The organism is Xanthomonas sp. NCPPB 901, from assembly GCF_056725085.1.
The window spans coordinates 3855088-3873754 of record NZ_CM161511.1; the positions used below are offsets into that span (position 1 = coordinate 3855088).

Here is an 18667-nt window from a genome sequence, read left to right on the forward strand (position 1 = left end):
TAGTTCAATATTTTTACTGTTTTTACTAAGAACCTGCAGGCCTAGGCTGCCGTTCTCCCCGCCACTTCCGGAGCCGCCGCATGGCCGCCTCGCTCGCCCCGCCTCCCCACCCGCCCGCGGCCGGCCGCACGCCGCTCGCGCTGTTCGCGTTGACGGCCGGCGCCTTCGGCATCGGCACCACCGAATTCGTGATCATGGGCCTGCTGCTGCAGGTCGCCGCCGACCTGCAGGTCAGCGTCCCCGCCGCGGGGCTGCTGATCTCCGGCTATGCGCTGGGCGTGTTCCTCGGCGCGCCGCTGCTGACCGTGGCCAGCCGGCGCTGGCCGCGCAAGCGCGTGCTGCTGGCGCTGATGCTGGTGTTCACCGCCGGCAACCTGGCCTGTGCGCTGGCGCCGAGCTACGCGGCGCTGATGGCGGCGCGGGTGGTCACCTCGCTGGCGCACGGCACCTTCTTCGGCGTCGGCGCGGTGGTCGCCACTACGCTGGTGCCGCCGCAGCGCAAGGCCTCGGCGATCTCGACCATGTTCACCGGCCTCACCGTCGCCACCCTGCTCGGGGTGCCGGCCGGCGCCTGGCTGGGCCTGCACTACGGCTGGCGCGCCACGTTCTGGGCGGTGGCGGCGATCGGCGCGCTGGCCACCGTGGTGATCGCCGCGCTGGTGCCGGCCGACCGCGCCGCGCCGGCGACCGTGCCGCTGCGCGAGGAACTGCGCGCGGTCGGTCGTGCGCCGGTGCTGTTGGGCCTGGCGACGACGGTGCTGGGCTATGCCGGCGTGTTCGCCGTGTACACCTATGTGCAACCGCTGCTGACCCAGGTCACCGGGGTGGCCGACAGCGCGGTGTCGGCGCTGCTGCTGGTGTTCGGCGTGGGCATGATCGTCGGCAACGTGCTGGGCGGACGCCTGGCCGACCGCCGCCCGCGGCAGGCCCTGCCGCTGAGCCTGGGCGTGCTGGCCGTGGTGCTGGCGGCGCTGACCCTGGCCCTGCCGTCGCCGCCGGCGATGACGCTGGGCATCGGCCTGCTCGGCGTGGCCGCCTTCGCCACGGTGGCGCCGCTGCAGGTGTGGGTGCTGGGCAAGGCCGGCGAGGCCGGCCGGCATCTGGCCTCGAGCCTGAACATCGGCGCGTTCAACCTGGGCAATGCGCTGGGCGCCTGGCTCGGTGGCCTGGTGCTCGGCCATGGCGGCAGCCTGTCGCAACTGCCCTGGGTGGCGGCGCTGCTGACCCTGGCCGGCCTGGCGGTGGCGCTGGGCGCGCTGCGGCTGTCGCCGGCCACCGCCGCCACCGCGGCCGGCACCAGCGCCGGCGCGGGCTGCGCCGCCGGCGGTGCGGCATGAGCCGGGCGCGGACGGTGCTGGCGACGGCGCTGCTGGGCACACTGGCGATCGCGGCCGACGCGGCGCCGCGCGACTGGATCGCGACCTGGCAGGCCAGCCCGCAGCCGCTGTGGAGCGCGGACTTCCCGTTCCCGACGCAGACGCCGTTCCACCTGTGGCGGCAGACCGTACGCCAGGTGGCACGGGTCAGCCTCGGCGGCAGCGAGGTGCGCGTGGAGCTGAGCAACGCCTATGGCGACACGCCGCTGCACATCGGCGCCGCGTCGCTGGCGCTGGCCGGCGACGGCGCTGCGATCCGGCCCGGGTCGCAGCGGCCGCTGCGCTTCGGCGGCAAGACCGATGTCATCGTGCCGCCAGGCGCGCCGGTGCTCAGCGACCCGGTGGCGCTGGTCGTGCCGGACCTGGCCCGGCTCAGCATCAGCCTGTACCTGCCGCAGCCGACCGCGCCGTCCACCTTCCACTGGGAAGGCCTGCAGAGCGCCTGGCTGGCCGAGGGCGAGCGCACCGCCGACGCCGCGCTGGCCGACGCCACGGCGCTGCCGGTGCGGCTGTTCGTCAGCGGCATCCAGGTGCGCCGCGCCGACGCCGCCGGTGCGGTGGTGGCGCTGGGCGATTCGATCACCGACGGCGCCGCCTCGACGCCGGGACAGGACCGGCGCTGGCCGGACCAGTTGGCCACGCGGCTGGCGGCGCAGCGGGTGGCGGTGCTCAACGCCGGCATCTCCGGCGGCCGCGTGCTGCGCGACCGCATGGGCCGCAACGCGCTGGCGCGGCTGGACCGCGACGTGCTGGCGCAGCCCGGCGTGCACACCCTGATCCTGTTGATGGGCATCAACGACATCAGTTGGTACGCCACGCCGTTCGCCCCGGACGATGCGCCGGTGCCGGCCGAGGACCTGATCGCCGGCTACCGGCAGTTGCTGCAGCGCGCGCAGGCGCGCGGCCTGCGGGTGATCGGCGCCACCCTCACCCCGTTCGAAGGCGCGCTGCCGGACGCGCCGATCCCCGGCTACTACAGCGCGCAGAAGGAAGCCGTGCGCCAGCAGGTCAACGCCTGGCTACGCGCCGATAACGGCTTCGACGCGATCCTCGACTTCGATGCAGTGCTGCGCGACCCCGCGCACCCGACGCGGATGCGGGCGGCGTTCGACTCGGGCGATCACCTGCATCCCGGCGATGCCGGCTACGCGGCCATGGCCGACGCCGCCGCGCAATTGCTCGGCGCAGCCCCCGCTGCGCTTCCCGACGCCGCCGCCCCCGCCGCGGCGCGCTGACCTCTCTCCCTTTCCCACGCAGGAGTTCTCCCATGGAATACCGTTACCTCGGCGCCTCCGGCTTCCAGGTTCCCGTCCTCAGCTTCGGCACCGGCACCTTCGGCGGCAGCGATCCGTTCTTCGCCGCCTGGGGCAACACCGACGTGGCGCAGGCGCGCCGGCTGATCGACATCTGCCTGGACGCCGGCGTCACCCTGTTCGACAGCGCCGACATCTACTCCGGCGGCGCCGCCGAATCGGTGCTGGGCGCGGCGATCAAGGGCCGCCGCGACCAGGTGCTGATTTCGACCAAGGCCGGCTTCCGCTTCGACCGCGACGTCCCCAACAGCGTCGGCGCCTCGCGCTTCCATCTGATCCGCGCAGTGGACGCGGCGCTGGCGCGCCTGGGCACCGACTACATCGACCTGTTCCAGCTGCACGGCTTCGACGCGCGCACGCCGGTGGAGGAAACCCTGTCCACGCTCGACGACCTGGTGCGCGCCGGCAAGCTCCGCTACCTGGGCGTGTCCAACTTCTCCGGCTGGCACCTGATGAAGTCGCTGGCGGTGGCCGACCGCCATGGCTGGTCGCGCTATGTCGCGCACCAGGCCTACTACTCGCTGATCGGCCGCGACTACGAAGAGGAACTGATGCCGCTGGGCCTGGACCAGGGCGTGGGCGCGCTGGTGTGGAGCCCGCTGGGCTGGGGCCGGCTGACCGGCAAGCTGCGCCGCGGCCAGCCGCTGCCGGACAGCAGCCGCCTGCACGACAAGACCGTCACCGAAGCCGGCCCGCCGGTGGAGGAAGCGCGTCTGTTCCGGGTGCTCGACGCACTCGAGGCGATCGCCGCCGAGACCGGCAAGAGCGTGCCGCAGATCGCACTGAACTGGCTGCTGCAGCGGCCGACGGTCAGCAGCGTGATCATCGGCGCACGGACCGAGGAGCAGTTGCGGCAGAATCTGGGGGCGGTCGGCTGGACCCTCGATGCCGCCCACCTGCAACAACTGGATGCGGCCAGCGCAGCGGTACCGGCCTATCCCTACTGGCACCAGCGCGGCTTCGCCGAGCGCAACCCACGGCCGGTCTGAGCCGTGGCCACGCCCTCCTTTCCCTCACATCCAGGAGCCTCCATGAAAGCGGTCGCCACTCTCCACCCCCTGCCGATCGACGATCCCCAGTCGCTGCGCGACCTCGAGCTGCCGCCGCCGCCCGCGCCCGGCGGCCACGACCTGCTGGTGCGGGTGGAGGCGGTGTCGGTCAATCCGGTGGACACCAAGGTCCGCGCCAAGGCCGCGACCGACGGCCAGCCCAAGGTGCTGGGCTACGACGCCGCCGGCGTGGTCGAGGCGGTCGGACCCGACGTCGACGGCTTCGAACCTGGCGACGAGGTCTACTACGCCGGCGACGTCACCCGCGCCGGCAGCAACGCGCAGTACCAGCTGGTGGATGCGCGCATCGTCGCGCGCAAGCCGGCCACGCTGGACTTCGCCCAGGCCGCGGCGCTGCCGCTGACCACCCTCACCGCCTGGGAGCTGCTGTTCCAGCGCATGCCGTTCGACTTCGACGACGAACGCAACCGCGGTCGCCGCCTGCTGGTGATCGGCGGTGCGGGCGGGGTCGGCTCGATCGCGATCCAGCTGGCGCGGCATGCCGGCTTCGAGGTGATCGCCACCGCCTCGCGGCCGCAGACCCGCGACTGGTGCCTGCAGCTCGGCGCGCACCACGTGATCGACCATCGCCAGCCGCTGGCAGCGCAGTTGCAGGCGCTGGGCATCGACCAGGTGGAAGCGGCGCTGAACCTGGCCGACACCGACCGCTACTGGCAGGCGCTGGGCGAGCTGCTGGCGCCGCAGGGCCACGTCGGGCTGATCGTCGAGCCGAGCGGGCCGCTGCACATCGGCGACCCGTACAAGGCCAAGTCCATCGGCATCCACTGGGAAATGATGTTCGCGCGCGCCCATTTCCGCACCGCGGACATGATCGAGCAACACCGCATCCTGGCGCGCACCGCCAGCCTGGTGGACGCGGGCGAACTGCGCACCACCCTGACCGAGACACTGCGCCCGATCAACGCCGCCACCCTGCGCGAGGCGCACCGGCGCCTGGAGTCGGGCAGCACCATCGGCAAACTGGCGCTGGTCGGCTGGGGCTGAGTGGGCCACGCTGTGACTGGAACACGGGTGCGATCGCCCAGCTTTGCGCGCCTAGCGGTCATCGCCCGAACGTGACTGATAGCTCTGCTTCTGTTGCTGCTTTTGTTGCTGCTGCCTTTGCTGTGCTTTTGATCTACCGGGTCCCCTCAGCGCGGCAGACGCGGCGGGGAAAAACCCGAAGGGCGGCGCACATGGATGTGCGCCGTTCGCGGCAGGGGCAGGGCTCGCCGGAAAAAGGCGAAGCACTGCTTCGCCCCGGCGGGCGGGCTGGCGCCGTGAGGCGACTGCCCCGGACTTGGCTGCGAAGCAGACAAGCCCCTTCCGCGAATCCCCGTCGTGGCTGCGGACCCGGAGCGCGCAGCGCGGAGGGCGCGCTGCGGGGTGTGCTTGACCAGCCTTCGGCTGTGGTGAAGCGCTTCTTTTGGTTACTTTTCTTTGCACAAGCAAAGAAAAGTAACCCGCGCCAGCGGAAGCTTTTGCTCTTGATTCAAAGCTTCATGCTTCAAATCGCAGCGCCAGAAGGAAGGCAACCTCGACGTCACCGTAAAGGCACGCAAGGACACGTAAGGCAATGTCCCTCTTGCCGTAACCCAAGTTTCACGGCACCCTGCGCCCTTCCGTACGCCTGCGTATCCACGCCATGTCGCCCGCCTCCGGCCAGCCCGAATCCGCCCCCGCCGCCTATCCGCACCTGTTCGCCCCGCTGGACCTGGGCTTCACCACGCTGCGCAACCGCATCCTGATGGGTTCCATGCACACCGGCCTGGAGGACCGCGCGCGCGACTTCCCCAAGCTGGCCGCGTACTTCGCCGAGCGCGCCGCCGGCGGCGTCGGGCTGATCGTCACCGGCGGCTTCGCGCCGAACGTGGTCGGCTGGCTGAAGCCGTTCGGCGGCAAGCTGTCCTGGCCCTGGGAGGTGCGCCCGCACCGGCAGGTCACCGCCGCGGTGCACGCGCACGGCGCCAAGATCTGCCTGCAGCTGCTGCACGCCGGGCGCTACGCCTACCACCCCTTGTCGGTGGCGCCGTCGAAGCTGAAGGCGCCGATCAACCCGTTCACCCCGCGCGCGCTGTCGGCGCGCGGCGTCGAACGCCAGATCGACGCCTACGCGCACGCCGCGAAGCTGGCGCGCGAGGCCGGCTACGACGGCGTCGAAGTGATGGGCTCGGAAGGCTATCTGATCAACGAGTTCGTGGCCCCGCGCAGCAACCGCCGCACCGATGCCTGGGGCGGCGACGCGGCCAAGCGCATGCGCTTCGCGGTGGAGATCGTGCGCCGCATCCGCGCCGCCTGCGGACCGGACTTCATCATCGTCTACCGGCTGTCGCTGGTGGACCTGGTCGAGGACGGCAGCGATTGGCAGGAGATCGTGGCGCAGGCGCAGGCGATCGAGGCCGCCGGCGCGACCCTGATCAACTCCGGCATCGGCTGGCACGAGGCGCGCGTGCCGACCATCGCCACCTCGGTGCCGCGCGCGGCCTTCGCCGCGGTCACCGCCAAGCTCAAGCCGCACGTGCGGCTGCCGCTGATCGCCACCAACCGCATCAACATGCCCGACGTGGCCGAACGCATCCTCGCCGGCGGCGGCGCCGACATGGTGTCGCTGGCGCGGCCGTTGCTGGCCGACCCGGAATGGGCGAACAAGGCGCAACGCGGCCAGGCGCAGGCGATCAACACCTGCATCGCCTGCAACCAGGCGTGCCTGGACCACGTGTTCGAGAACAAGACCGCCAGTTGCCTGGTCAATCCGCGCGCGGCCGCCGAGACCGAACTGAACTACCTGCCGACCCGCGCGCCGAAGCGCATCGCCGTGGTCGGCGCCGGCCCGGCCGGCCTGGCCTGCGCCACCGTGGCCGCGCAACGCGGCCACCGCGTCACCCTGTTCGACAGCGCCAGCGAGATCGGCGGCCAGTTCAACGTGGCCAAGCGCATTCCCGGCAAGGAGGAATTCCACGAGACGCTGCGCTATTTCCGCCACCAGCTCGAGGCCACCGGCGTGGACCTGCGCCTGCACACCACCGCCGATGCGGCGCTGCTGGCCGACTTCGACGAGGTGGTACTGGCCACCGGCATCGTGCCGCGCACGGTGAACTTCCCCGGCGCCGACCATCCCAGCGTGGTCAGCTATCTGGACGTGCTGCAGGGCCGGGTGCAGGCGGCGGACAAGGTGGCGATCATCGGCGCCGGCGGCATCGGCTTCGATGTCGGCGAGTTCCTGGTGCACGCCGGCGCATCGACCGCGCTGGACCCGGCACGGTGGATGGCCGAATGGGGCGTGGACCCGCAGTTCGAAGGCCGTGGGGCGCTGTGCAAGCCGCGCCCGGAGCCGCCGGCGCGCAGCGTGTGGCTGCTGCAGCGCAGCCCGGGCCGGCCCGGCGCGCGGCTGGGCAAGACCACCGGCTGGATCCATCGCGCCACGCTCAAGGCCAAGGGCGTGACCATGCTCGGCGGCGTCGAATACCTGGGCGTGGACGATGCCGGCCTGCGCATCCGCGTGGACGGCGCCGAGCAGGTGCTGCCGGTCGGCACCGTGGTGGTCTGCGCCGGCCAGGAACCGCGCCGCGACCTGCACGCGGCACTGCAGGCCGCCGGCCGCAGCGCGCACCTGATCGGCGGCGCCGACGTCGCCGCCGAACTGGATGCCAAGCGCGCCATCGCCCAGGGCAGCCGGCTGGCGGCGCAACTGTAGGGCGCGTCGCGCGCGGTCGGTCGGCAGGCAGTCGGCGAACAGCGCGCGCACCGCCGCGCCGACGCGTACGGCGCGACGTCGTGCAGCGAACGGCGGTCGTCCTCGATCCCGGCGCGGTTGCCGCGCGCGCGGCGCGCCTCAACGGACCGCGCAGGGAAACGCCGCGTGCAGCGCTTCTCCGACCGGAATCGCCGCGCGCTGCCGCAACCGTGCCGGCGGCAACGCGGCGAGCGCGGTGAACACGCGATCGACCAGCTCGTGCGCCAGTACGCCCTGCTCGCCAGCGCACCATTGCCGGCCCTCGGTGGCATCGGCGACGCCGGCGATGTACAGCCGCGCCATCGCGTTCGCCTGCGCCCGGCGTTGCGCGGCGCTGCCGGCCAGCGGCAGCGCCGCGGCCTGCGCATCGCCGCGCAGCAGGCGCAGCAGATCGGCAGCGGAGAGCTGGTAGACCGCCTGCGGACGCGCGGCCACCGACGCGGCGGCAGGCGCACTGCAGGCGGCAAGACACAGGCACAGCAGCCGGGGCAACGACGGCGACAGCGACATCGGCGGACTCCTTGGGCGGCCGGGATCAGCGGCCCCGATCCTAGCAAGCCGGTGCAGCCGACTTGGTGCTGTCGCATCGCGCGGCTATAAGCCTGGGCATGCCGCGTCCCTCGCTCCCGTCCACGCTGCCCCGCCTGCCGCAAGCGGCCCTGGCGGCGTATGCGGGGGCGCATTTCGGCAAGAGCCTGCTGTGGTACGCCGGCGAACTGCTGCTGATCTACTCGCTGACCGAGCATGCGGGCCTGCGTGCGCTCGCCGCCGGGCTGGTGCTGGCGCTGGGCCTGCTGCTCAGCGCCGCGATCGGCCTCGGCGCCGGCTGGGGCCTGCGCCGGCGCCTGCGCGACGTGGGCAGCGCCGGGCGCCTGCAATGGCAGGGCCTGGCCGCCGCGGCGCTGGCGCTGCTGCTGGTGTTCGCCGCGCCGTTGCTGCCGCCGCCGTTGCGGCTGGGCTTTGTGCTGGTGGTGAGCCTGCTGTTCCGGCTGGCCTACGCCGCCTGCGACGTGGCGCAGAACACCTTGCTGAGCCTGGCGCAGTGGCCCTGGCGCGGCCACGACGGCGCCAGCGCGCTGCGCCTGGTCGGCAGCGGCGCGGCGGCGCTGCTGATCAGCGGCGTGGTCGGCGCGGTGCTGGCGCGCGGCGCCGACGGCGCAGGCCTGGCGTTGCAGGCCAGCGCGGTGCTGGCGGCGCTGGCGATGCTGTGCGCCTGGCGGTTGCAACGGGTGCTGTGCCGCCACGCCGAGGCGCACCCGGCCCCCGCCGGCACCCCCACCGGGTACCTGGCCGTGGCCGAAGCGGCGCCCTCCTGGCGCGCGATTCCCTGGCAGCCGCTGGTACTGATCGCGGCGGTCTCGCTGACCCTGCCCGCGTTCACCAAACTCGCCCCGTACGTGGCCGCCTACGGCCTGCTGTCGCCCGGCTGGGGCAGTGCGGTCTTGATCGCCTACGCGCTCGGCACCGTGCTGGTACAGCCGCTGGCCGCACGCTGGGGCCGCCAGCGCACGCCGCCGCAGCGCCTGGCCTGGCTCGGCAGCGCGCTGCTGCTAAGCGCGCCGCTGTTCGCGCTGGCGCTGCCGGCGCAGCCGCTGCTGAGCCTAGCCGCGGCGGCCTGCATCGGCGCCATCGGCGGCAGCGGCGGGCAACTGGTGTGGGCCTGGCATGCGCAGTGCACCGCGACCCGTGCGGTCGCCGAGCACGCGCTGTGCTTCGCCGCGCTGACCGCCGCCGCGCAGGTCGCGCTGGCGGCCGGGGTGGTGCTGATCGGCCTGCTGCTGGACGCGCTGGCCTACCGCAACGGGCACTGCGTGCTGCTGTGCTGGGCGATGGCGGCCGGCCCGCTGCTGTGCGGGGCGCTGTGCCTGCTGCTGGCCCGGCTCACCGGGCGCGGCCGATCGCTGCCGGTCGGCGCCGGCATGGCGGCGAACGCCAGCAGCGGGTGAGGCGTCGGGACATGGCCGGCGCCCGCGCGGCACCCGCCCGCGACACAACGCAGGCGGCCTCTCTGACGCGGATCGTCGGCCGCATCGCATCGGCGCGGTGCACACAGGGCACGGCGCATCGCGCCCGGCCCCCTGCCTGTCCTAAGCGAAGAAGGCCCGTTGCAGCGGCATCAGCGCCGCGCCCAGGGTCACCGCGTCGCCGACGGTGCGGGCGATGCACAGCTGCGGCAACGGCGGTGCCAGGCCGTGCCGGTTGGGTGCGCGCGGGATGCGGATGCGCTCGATCAGGCGTGCGCCGAGCGCCGGTGGCAGGCGCCCACCGATCACGATCACCTGCGGATCCAGCGCATAGGCCAGATACGCGCACAGCTGCGAGAACGGTGCCTCGGCCATGTCCAGCCAGGCCTCCACGCCCGGGGTGTGCGCCTCGATCGCGCCGAGCATCTGCTCGACCCCGGCATAGTCCTGGCCGGCGGCGCGCACCAGCGACAGCAACGCGTCCAGATTCGGATAGGCCATGCCGGCGACGGTCCAGATGCCGCCGAACTCGCCGGCATTGCCGCGGTAACCGCGGAACAGCCGGCCATCGGCGATGATGCCGCCGCCGAAACCGTTGGTCAGATGCAGGTAGACGAAGTCGCGGCACTCGCGGCCGACGCCGTACAGGCTCTCGGCCACCGCGGCCGCGGCACCGTCGTTTTCGACCGTGACCGGACCGCCCAGCGCCTCCTCCACGATCGGCACCAGGTCCACCTGGGTCCAGTCCTCCAGCGTCGGCGGCCCGGCCATCTGCCGGCCCTGGCCGGTGAAGAACGCCGAGATCGCCATGCCGATGCCGACCACCCGCGCCGGGTCCACGCCGGTCTCGGCCAGCAGTTCGTCACGGAAGCGCTGCAACTGCGCCAGCACCGGCGCGCGGCGCATGTCGGCCAGGCCGATGCGGCGCTGGCCGCGCACGTTGCCGGCGAAGTCCACCAGCGCCAGCGCCGCCACGTCGCCCATCAGGCCGATGCCGAAGGCATAGGCGTAGTCCGGCGCCAACCGCACGTCGACGCTGGGATTGCCGCGCCCCTCGGCGGCGCGGGCGCTGAGCTGGACCATGCGGTCCTGCACGAAGCCCTGCAGCAGGCGCGCCACGGTGGGCTGCGACAGATCCAGGTCGCGGCTCAGCGCCGCCTGGGTCTGCACCCCGGTCTTGAACACACGGTCGAGCAACTGGCGGCCGCCGGCGCTGACGCGTGGCGGGAAAGCGGGATGCGGCATGGGCAGGTGGATGGAAATCGTGATGGATGCACGGACCGCTACAACCTAGCATGCGGACATAGAAGTTTCATACATCACAAATAGTATTAATCCCACATTATTTTGTGGGGACCTTCATGCGTACCGTTCATCCGCACCCGAGCCTGCTGGCGCTGGCACTCGCGTCCATCCTCGGCAGTGCCGCCACCGTGCATGCCGAGGACGCGCCGTCGCCATCGGCCGACGCGACTACCCTGGACCAGATCGTGGTCACCGGCACCCCGCAGGGCCAGTCGCAGAAGGACGCGCCGTTCGCGATCAGCGTGGTGTCCAGGGAACGCCTGGAGCGCAGCACCCCGACCAGCAGCGTGGACATGCTGCGCGCGGTCCCCGGCTTCTCCGCCGAGCCCTCCGGCGGCCAGGGCGGCGGCCAGAACCTGTACGTGCGCGGCCTGCCGGCCGGCGGCTGGTACTACGTGCAGTACCAGGAAGACGGGCTGAGCCTGTTCGACGAGCCGCAGGAAAGCTTCTTCAACGTCGATACCCTGTTCGCGCTGGACATGATGACCGAGCGCCTGGAAGTGGTGCGCGGCGGCACCTCGCCGTTGTTCGCGACCAACGCGCCGGGCGGCACGGTCAACGCCATCACCCGCCACGGCACCGCCACGCCCGAGGGCGCGCTGCGCATGACCGTGGGCAGCGACGGCCTGCGCCGCGAGGACGCCTACAGTGCCGGCCCGCTCAGCGAGAACGTGCTGTACAGCATCGGCGGCTACCACCGCAGCGACGACGGTCTGCGCCGCACCGGCTACACCGCCGATCAGGGCGGCCAGTTGCGCGGCAACCTGACCTTCCTGATGGGCGATGCGGTACTCGACGTCGACGCCAAATACCTCAACGACCGCACCGCCTTCTACAACCCGATCCCGCTCGCCGACCCGCGCAATCCGTCGCAGTCGCTGTCGGCGCTGATCGATCCGCTGGACGGCACGCTGCTGTCCGACGACCTGCGCCACACCACCGTGCTGAGCTTCGACGGCAACGGCCCGCTGGCGCGCAACCTCGACCTGGCCGACGGCATCCACAGCAAGGTCAAGCAGCTCGGCACGCACCTGGAATGGGATCTGGGCGACGGCCTGACCCTCGACAACCGCATGCGCTTCGTCGATGCGGAAGTGGACTACACCGCGCTGTTCTCCGGCGCCGCGCCCTACGACGCCAACGCCTACCTCGCCACCCAGCTCGGGCGCGCGCGCAGCGGCTTCGGCACGGGCGTGGCCGGGGTCGGCTATGTCGTCACCCGCACCGGCGCCGCCTACGATCCGGCCGCGGCCGACGGCCTGGTGCTGGAGAGCGGCCTGTGGAACGCCCGCACCCACCTGCGCACGCTGTCCGACGACCTGCGCCTGAGCAAGGCCTTCGACGACACCGCGCTGGGCCAGCACACGCTCACTGCCGGCCTCAACGTGCAGCACTTCGAATACCGCCAGGACCGGCTGCAGAACACCGTGCTGACCACGCTGCAGAACCACGCGCAGCGCCTGGACGTACTGGCCTACGACGCCGCCGGCAACGTGGTCGGCGCGGTGACGCAGAACGGCTTCGTGCGCTACGGCAACGGCGTCACCCGCGGCTTCGCCAACGGCACCTACCTGTCGCCCTACCTGTGGGATTCGGTGCGCTTGGGCCGCCTCGGCCTGGATGCCGGCGTGCGCTACACCCGCTACAACGCAAACGGCGGCGTGTACGCCAACAGCACGCGCAACCTGGGCGATCCGACCACGCTGGCCGACGACAACGTCGGCGGCCTCAGCGGCGCATTCAGTCCGCGCACCGATCATCGCCACGCCACGCAGTGGACGCTTGGCGCCGAGTTCGCGCTGACCCCGCAGGTGCAGACCTTCGCCCGTTACACCCAGTCGCAACGGCTGCCGCGGCTGCAGAACGTCTACCAGACCCAGAACGCCGACGTCACCGACATCGACCAGGCCGAAGCCGGCCTGCGCGGCAGCTTCGGCGAGACCGTCTCGTTCTCCACGGTCGGCTTCTGGAGCCGCTTCAACGACCTGTCGATCAACGCCATCGTGCTCGACGGCAGCGGCGCGGTGCAGAGCCTGGCGCTGGTCGGCAAGACCCGCACCCTGGGCCTGGAAGCGGAGCTCACCTGGCGCCCGTCGCCGCTGTTCGGCATCACCGGCTCGGCGACGCTGCAGGATCCGCAGACGCGCAGCCTGAGCAATGCGACCACCGGCGCCAGCTACGGCGACCTGGACGGCAAGCAGATCTCGCGCATCCCCAAGTTCATGGCCTCGCTCAGCCCGACCCTGTACTTCGATCTCGACGGCCGGCCGGTGGAACTGTCGGCCACCGCCTATCGCATGGGCCAGCGCTACGTCGACTACACCAACGCCACCGCCCTGCCCGCCTACACCACCTACGACCTGGGCCTGTTCGCGCGGCTGAGCGAGCACCTGGAACTGCAACTGCACGCGGCCAACATCAGCAACGCGCTCGGCCTGACCGAAGGCAATGCGCGCGTGGACACGCTGTCCGGACAGGGCACCGCCGACGCGATCTACGCGCGCCCGATCTTCGGCCGCACCTACAACGCCTCGCTGACCTGGAGATGGTGAGCATGCGCTGCCGGAGACTGCTGATGGGCGCGGCGCTGTCGCTGCCGATGCTGGCCATGGCGGCGGCGCCGAGCCTGCCCGACCGCCTGCGCGATCCGCACGGGCCGGCGCTGGTGGTGTCGCACCGCGCCTGCTGGACCTTCGCCGCGGAGAACACCCTGGACGGCATCGCCGCGTGCATCGCCCGCGGCGTGGACATGGTCGAGATCGACGTGCGCACCACCCGCGACGGCGCGCTGGTGCTGATGCACGACGCCACCGTGGACCGCACCACCGACGGACACGGCGCGGTGGCCGAGCTGGACGCCGCGCAGATCGCCGCGCTGCGCGTGCGCAGCCAGGGCGGCGGCGGCAGCAGCGCGCTCACCGCGCGGCACCCGCCGACGCTGGCGCAAGCGCTGGCCCTGGCGCGCGGCAAGGTGCTGGTGAACCTCGACATCAAGGCGGCGGCGCTGGAGCAGGTGATCGACGCGGTGGAGGCCGCCGGCGCGCAACGCGACGTGCTGCTCAACGTGCCGCTGGACGTGCCCGCGGCAGTGCTGCAGCGCGCGCGCAACGCCGACATCGCGGTGCAGGCGCTGTACCTGCAGCGCGATTCGGCACTGCCGCCGGAGCAGGCCTTGCGCCGTGCCGCAAGCTTGCAGCCGGCGGTGGTGCAGCTGATGTTCGACGACCCGGCGGTGCTGGACATCGCGCAACGCGTACTGGCGCCGCACACGCGGCTGTTCGTCAACACCATGACCAACGACATCGCCAGCGGCAAACCGATGCGCCTGTCGGCGGACTACACCGACCAGCGCGCGCTGCGCGATCCGGCCGCGGTCTGGGGCCGGTTGCGCCAATACGACATCAGCATGATCCAGACCGACGAACCGTTGGCATTGCAACGCTACCTGCACGGCGCGGAAACGCCACGGTAGCCGGTCTGGGTCCCAATCGTGGCGATGCCGCGCGATGGCCACGCGCAGCGTCGCCAGGAGTCCAGTTTCAGACGGGCGGCATGCAACGCCAGGACGATGCCCGTCACTTCGAGCACTGCGCTGCAGACGACCGCGCCCACGGGCACGGCGGTTGCCGCGCGCTGCGCCTGTTTCACTTCATTCCATCAACCCCCGAACGGAAGAGAGCACATGAAACTGCCCAAGAAACCCGCCAAGGCGCTCGCCCTGGCGCTGGCCTGCGCGTCGCTGACGGCGCTGTCCGGCATGGCGTCGGCCGCCAGCAACTGGAACCCGGCGCATATCCTCAACGTGATGAAGCATCCCTACCAGGGCAATCACGCCGACGTCGTGGTGATCTCGCATCGCGGCCTGGTCGGCAGCGGCTGCGCCGAGAACTCCACCTGCTCGATCCTGGACACCTACAACCGCGACATCGAAGCGATCGAACTGGACGTCAAGCAGGCGTCCGATGGCGTGCTCTGGCTGTTCCACGACCAGAACGCCGGCCGTGTCATCGACCACAACCCCGGCTTCAACATCTTCCAGCCGGCAAGCAATCCGGCCGGCTGGAATCCGGACATCCGCACCCTGAGCAGCCATGATCTGATCAACCTGTACCTGCGCGACAAGAACTTCGCCAAGACCAACGACCATCCGGCCTCGCTGGGCGTCGCACTGGACGCGGTGAGCCACTACGCCAACCACATGGTGGTGGTGCTGGACCTGAAGTCGCTGGACGCGGTGTCGCGCGCGGCCGACCAAGTCAATGCGTTCAAGATGCAGAACCAGGTGGTGCTGAAGTTCAGCGCCTCGCTGCTGCCGAAGACCCCGAGCGACATCACCCGCTTCACCAAGGGCGTGCCGTTCGCACCGACCGTCTACGCCGGCGACATGGACAGGATCGCCGACAACTACGTCGGCCTGTGCGGCTCCACCGCGCCCAACACGCCGCTGTGCCGCGTCAGCGGCTGGATCACCGAAGTGCGCAGGCAGAACGGCTTCGCCTGGCTGGAAATCGGCAACAAGCAGCCCCGTCGCGGCGACCCGACCGCCGAGCTGCTGGCCGACAACCAGGCGCAGAAGCAGGCGATCGGCGCGTTCTCGCCGGTGCCGGAGTATCGCCTCAGCAGCCATGACGGCCAGCACTACGTGCGCAGCAACGGCACCTGCTGTGCGTCGCTGGACGACTACCTGACGCGGACCAAGTACTTCGGCAACGAGACCGCCGACGACCGTCCGAACTTCCGCGCGCAGGTCACCGCCGGCTTCACCAGCATCATCACCGACGATCCGCTCGGCGTGATCGGCGCCAACGTGCCGCGCAACACCGCACGCTACAACTGACCATCGCGTGGTCGCGCCGGGGAATCCGTTCCCCGGCACTGCACGGCGCCCGCGCGCCGTGCAGCATGCCCTACGCCTTCAGGAGTTCCCCATGCGTTCCGCCCCACGTCCCCGCCATCTGCTTCTCGCGCTGCTGGTCGCCGGCGCGTGCGTGCCGCTGCTGCAACGCGCGGCGACCGCGCACGGCGCACAGACCGCGGCGCCGGCCTCCCTCGCAACGCGTCCGCATGCCGCCCCGGCAAGCGCGCAGACCTCCCTGCCCACCGACGCCGCGTCGATGAACGGCAGCGCCATGCCCGGACCGCCCGCAAGCGCGGTGCTGGCCGCGGCGCAGGCGCTACCGCCCGACTTCCAGGCCGATGTGCTGCTGCGCCTGGCCGCATCCGCCGACCTGCCCGCCGACGGCGACCGTGCCGCCGCCGCGCAACGGCTGACGCAACAGGCCGTGGCCTTGGCCGAGCGCGCGCAACGGCGCCTGCCCGGCCTGGCCCGCGTCGGCAGCATCGACGAAGAGCGCGACAACGAATTGCGCGCATCGCGGACCGCCGGCCTGGACCAGCTCACGCTGCAGACCCGCGCCGCACAGCGCGCCACGCCGGCACAGGCGCAGGCGCTGTTCGCCGCACTGCCGACGCCGCATGCCGGCAGTTGCGATGCGGACGATCTCGACGATCCCAGTCCGACCTATGCGTTGGCCAGCGCATTGCAGCCGACCCAGCCGGCGGCGCGCGCCAGCGCGCTCGCCGCACGCCTGGACGCGGCGCACCACGAAACCGACACCGCTCCGGCGCTGAAGATGGCGCTTGCCGCGGCGCCGCTGGACGGCGCCGGGCAGGCGCAGCTCGTCGACAGCCTGGTGCGCATGTTCGCGCGCATCCGCGGCGACGATGCCGGCTTTACCGCCACCGAGCTGAGCGTGGCCGGCGACATGCCGCTGCTGCTGCAGCAAGTGTCCGACGCTGCGCTGCGCGAGCGCCTGCATGGCGCCTACCGCGACTATGTCGCCGCGCATCTGGCGCAGACCCGCTGTGCGTCCAGCGTGCTCGGCGAGCACTGGTTGCTGGAACAACGCTTCGTCGCCCAGTTGCCGGCCGAACGCATCGTGCCGGCACCGCCGGCCCCCGCGCTGACGGTCGATGCGGATGCGATTTCGCTGATCCGCCAGGCCGGCTACAACATCCGCGCGCAATTGCTCGATCCCGCCGCCGGTGCCGGCGATGCCGCCACGGAACAGGCGTCGATGGAGTTTCTCGACCAGCTCGACCACGGCGTGCTGCAGCAGACCGCGGCCAGCGACGGCAGCGGCCGCGTGCAGCGCGCGCGCCTGCGCGAACTGTTGCGCTATCTCGAGTACGCGCCGGCCGGCGCCGCGCGCGATCGCGGCATGGCGCTGCTCGCCACGCTGCTGAGCGGTCCTTATTACGCGCAAGACCACGACACCTGGTTCGGCGATCTGCGCGTGCTCGCCGATCAGGCACAACGCTGGCCCGATCGCGAACAACGCCTGGCGCAACTGAACGGACACGCCGACCCGGTGGTCAAGGTCTACGCCATGCTGATGCAACGCGGGCAGTTTCCCTGAGCCGCGCGCGCCGCATCGCGGCGCAGCCCACGCCGTCGCGCGGCCAGGCGCGGCGGCATCCCCGCACAGCCAGATGTGAACTCTGTCAATACTCCGGGTTCAGTTGCGATTCGGGAACCGGCCCCTATCGTTCGCGCCTCTTCTCGATCCGCCCATCTTGGCGGATTCGCCGGACTTCAGATTGCCGGCACCCGGGCGGCCCGTGACAGGCCGCCTCCCCATGACGCCAAGCCGCATCGCTTGCCGCGCCATCCCGGCGCGGCGCCACGACGACGGCCCATACGGAGCAAGGAGTACGATGAAACTGGCCTGGATTCTCTGGCTTTCGCAATTGTTGCCGCAACCCGCCGCCGATTCGCTGTGCCTCAGCACCACCGTATACCTGGAAGCGCGCGACCAGACCTTGCGCGGACAGCAAGCCGTCGCCGAAGTCGCGCTGCGCCGCCTGGACAGCGGCCTGTGGGGCGATTCGATGTGCCAGGTGGTCACTGCGCGCAAGCAGTTCGCGCCGGGCCTGGTGAAGCCGGGTACCGAACTGAAGAACGACGACGCCTGGGCCGACGCGGTCAAGGTCGCCTTCGCCGCCGAGCGCAACTGGGCACTGCCGCAGGGCCAGCGCAAGGAGATCGTGCCTGGCGCCAGCCACTTCGCTGCGCATGCCATCGCCAGCCCGAGCTGGCGCAACGCCTACCAGGTCGCGACCATCGGCGACCACACGTTCTATCGCGTGCAGAAGCTGCGGCCGCGCAACGCGTCCTGACCATTCGCCGCGCAGGCACCTCCTGATGCAGGCCGCGCGCGCCGCACAAGGCGCGTGGTGATCGCCAAGCGCCCCGCGCAGCGAGTACGCTCTGGCGTCCTGACACCGTGCGGACCCCTGCCATGAAACTCTATTCCAAGCCTGGCGCCTGTTCGCTGGCCGATCACATCGTGCTGCGCTGGGCAGGCCTGCCGTTCGAGCTGAAACTACTGGACGCCGCCGCGATGAAGGCGCCGGCGTATCTGGCGATCAATCCGGCCGGCGCGGTGCCCGCGTTGCAGGAAGACGACTGGGTGCTCACCCAGAACTCGGCGATCCTCAACTACATCGCCGATCTCGTCCCCGATGCGCAGCTGGCCGGCGACGGCAGTTTGCGCAGCCGCGCAGAGGTGCAGCGCTGGCTGGCCTTCCTCAACGCCGATCTGCATCCGGCGTTCCATCCGCTGTTCGGCAGCACCCGCTATCTCGACGACGCCGCGGCCATCGCGCGCACCCAGGAGCATGCGCGCGAACGCCTGCGCACGCTGTACGCGCGCGTGGACGCTGCGTTGGAACAGCAAACCTGGCTGGGCGGCGCACGCCGTTCCATCGCCGACGCCTACCTGTTCGTCACCCTGCGCTGGGCGCGCGCGCAGCAGCTCCCGCTCGGCGCCAACCTGCAGTTGCATTTCGAACGCATGTCCGCCGATCCGCAGGTGCAGGCGGCGCTGAAGGCCGAAGGCCTCGGCTGAGCGGTGCGCGCACGCCG

14 protein-coding genes are annotated in these 18667 nt (G+C 71.5%); 12 read left to right on the top strand and 2 right to left on the bottom strand.

The window, feature by feature from the left end; genetic code table 11:
- The first annotated feature begins 80 nt into the window (after positions 1–80).
- From AC1PME_RS16240 to AC1PME_RS16260, 5 genes are all read left to right on the top strand, one after another.
- The gene (locus AC1PME_RS16240; RefSeq protein WP_481096430.1) at positions 81–1337 is read left to right on the top strand and encodes an MFS transporter; all 1257 of its coding nucleotides are present in this window, start codon (positions 81–83) and stop codon (positions 1335–1337) included.
- The gene (locus AC1PME_RS16245) at positions 1334–2611 is read left to right on the top strand and encodes an SGNH/GDSL hydrolase family protein (RefSeq protein WP_481096431.1); all 1278 of its coding nucleotides are present in this window, start codon (positions 1334–1336) and stop codon (positions 2609–2611) included. The genes AC1PME_RS16240 and AC1PME_RS16245 overlap by 4 nt, the downstream gene beginning before the upstream one ends.
- Before the next feature lie 32 nt (positions 2612–2643).
- The gene (locus tag AC1PME_RS16250; RefSeq protein WP_307552011.1) at positions 2644–3678 is read left to right on the top strand and encodes an aldo/keto reductase; all 1035 of its coding nucleotides are present in this window, start codon (positions 2644–2646) and stop codon (positions 3676–3678) included.
- Between the two features lie 42 nt (positions 3679–3720).
- Positions 3721–4743, top strand: a complete 1023-nt coding sequence (locus AC1PME_RS16255; protein ID WP_481096432.1) for a zinc-binding alcohol dehydrogenase family protein — start codon at positions 3721–3723, stop codon at positions 4741–4743.
- A 640-nt stretch (positions 4744–5383) separates the two neighbouring features.
- Positions 5384–7432 (top strand): oxidoreductase, encoded by a 2049-nt coding sequence (locus AC1PME_RS16260; RefSeq protein ID WP_481096433.1) that lies wholly within the window; start codon positions 5384–5386, stop codon positions 7430–7432.
- A gap of 138 nt (positions 7433–7570) precedes the next feature.
- Here the strand turns inward: AC1PME_RS16260 and AC1PME_RS16265 are convergent, their stop codons facing one another.
- Positions 7571–7981: a Rap1a/Tai family immunity protein gene (locus AC1PME_RS16265; RefSeq protein WP_481096434.1), complete on the bottom strand. Its 411-nt coding sequence runs from the start codon at positions 7979–7981 to the stop codon at positions 7571–7573.
- A gap of 98 nt (positions 7982–8079) precedes the next feature.
- On the opposite strand from AC1PME_RS16265, the gene AC1PME_RS16270 reads away from it, so the two are divergent.
- A complete protein-coding gene (locus AC1PME_RS16270; RefSeq protein ID WP_481096435.1) occupies positions 8080–9417 on the top strand; it encodes an MFS transporter in 1338 nt (445 codons plus the stop codon).
- Positions 9418–9558: 141 nt separating this feature from the next.
- Here the strand turns inward: AC1PME_RS16270 and AC1PME_RS16275 are convergent, their stop codons facing one another.
- Entirely contained in the window at positions 9559–10680 is a 1122-nt protein-coding gene (locus tag AC1PME_RS16275; protein WP_481096436.1) for an ROK family protein, read from the bottom strand.
- Positions 10681–10796: 116 nt separating this feature from the next.
- Between AC1PME_RS16275 and AC1PME_RS16280 the strand changes: the two genes are divergently transcribed.
- The 6 genes from AC1PME_RS16280 (at position 10797) to AC1PME_RS16305 (ending at position 18650) form a co-directional block, all read left to right on the top strand.
- Entirely contained in the window at positions 10797–13292 is a 2496-nt protein-coding gene (locus tag AC1PME_RS16280; protein ID WP_481096437.1) for a TonB-dependent receptor, read from the top strand.
- A gap of 23 nt (positions 13293–13315) precedes the next feature.
- Positions 13316–14212, top strand: a complete 897-nt coding sequence (locus tag AC1PME_RS16285) for a glycerophosphodiester phosphodiesterase family protein (RefSeq protein WP_481098133.1) — start codon at positions 13316–13318, stop codon at positions 14210–14212.
- Between the two features lie 210 nt (positions 14213–14422).
- Positions 14423–15577: a glycerophosphodiester phosphodiesterase family protein gene (locus AC1PME_RS16290; protein ID WP_307552026.1), complete on the top strand. Its 1155-nt coding sequence runs from the start codon at positions 14423–14425 to the stop codon at positions 15575–15577.
- Between the two features lie 91 nt (positions 15578–15668).
- Positions 15669–17159, top strand: a complete 1491-nt coding sequence (locus AC1PME_RS16295) for a hypothetical protein (protein ID WP_481096438.1) — start codon at positions 15669–15671, stop codon at positions 17157–17159.
- 298 nt (positions 17160–17457) lie between these two features.
- On the top strand, positions 17458–17919 hold the full coding sequence (locus AC1PME_RS16300; protein ID WP_019797714.1) for a cell wall hydrolase: 462 nt from the start codon (positions 17458–17460) through the stop codon (positions 17917–17919).
- Positions 17920–18041: 122 nt separating this feature from the next.
- Positions 18042–18650 carry a glutathione S-transferase N-terminal domain-containing protein gene (locus AC1PME_RS16305; protein ID WP_481096439.1) on the top strand — a complete coding sequence of 203 codons (609 nt, stop codon included), beginning with the start codon at positions 18042–18044 and terminating at the stop codon, positions 18648–18650.
- Positions 18651–18667: the final 17 nt, after the last annotated feature.

Coding starts and splice junctions, on each gene's coding strand:
- AC1PME_RS16295 (WP_481096438.1), top strand. CDS start 15,669: ATGCGTTCCGCCCCACGTCCCCGCCATCTGCTTCTCGCGCTGCTGGTC.
- AC1PME_RS16270 (WP_481096435.1), top strand. CDS start 8,080: ATGCCGCGTCCCTCGCTCCCGTCCACGCTGCCCCGCCTGCCGCAAGCG.
- AC1PME_RS16245 (WP_481096431.1), top strand. CDS start 1,334: ATGAGCCGGGCGCGGACGGTGCTGGCGACGGCGCTGCTGGGCACACTG.
- AC1PME_RS16280 (WP_481096437.1), top strand. CDS start 10,797: ATGCGTACCGTTCATCCGCACCCGAGCCTGCTGGCGCTGGCACTCGCG.
- AC1PME_RS16300 (WP_019797714.1), top strand. CDS start 17,458: ATGAAACTGGCCTGGATTCTCTGGCTTTCGCAATTGTTGCCGCAACCC.
- AC1PME_RS16285 (WP_481098133.1), top strand. CDS start 13,316: ATGGGCGCGGCGCTGTCGCTGCCGATGCTGGCCATGGCGGCGGCGCCG.
- AC1PME_RS16305 (WP_481096439.1), top strand. CDS start 18,042: ATGAAACTCTATTCCAAGCCTGGCGCCTGTTCGCTGGCCGATCACATC.
- AC1PME_RS16255 (WP_481096432.1), top strand. CDS start 3,721: ATGAAAGCGGTCGCCACTCTCCACCCCCTGCCGATCGACGATCCCCAG.
- AC1PME_RS16275 (WP_481096436.1), bottom strand. CDS start 10,680: ATGCCGCATCCCGCTTTCCCGCCACGCGTCAGCGCCGGCGGCCGCCAG.
- AC1PME_RS16260 (WP_481096433.1), top strand. CDS start 5,384: ATGTCGCCCGCCTCCGGCCAGCCCGAATCCGCCCCCGCCGCCTATCCG.
- AC1PME_RS16290 (WP_307552026.1), top strand. CDS start 14,423: ATGAAACTGCCCAAGAAACCCGCCAAGGCGCTCGCCCTGGCGCTGGCC.
- AC1PME_RS16240 (WP_481096430.1), top strand. CDS start 81: ATGGCCGCCTCGCTCGCCCCGCCTCCCCACCCGCCCGCGGCCGGCCGC.
- AC1PME_RS16250 (WP_307552011.1), top strand. CDS start 2,644: ATGGAATACCGTTACCTCGGCGCCTCCGGCTTCCAGGTTCCCGTCCTC.
- AC1PME_RS16265 (WP_481096434.1), bottom strand. CDS start 7,981: ATGTCGCTGTCGCCGTCGTTGCCCCGGCTGCTGTGCCTGTGTCTTGCC.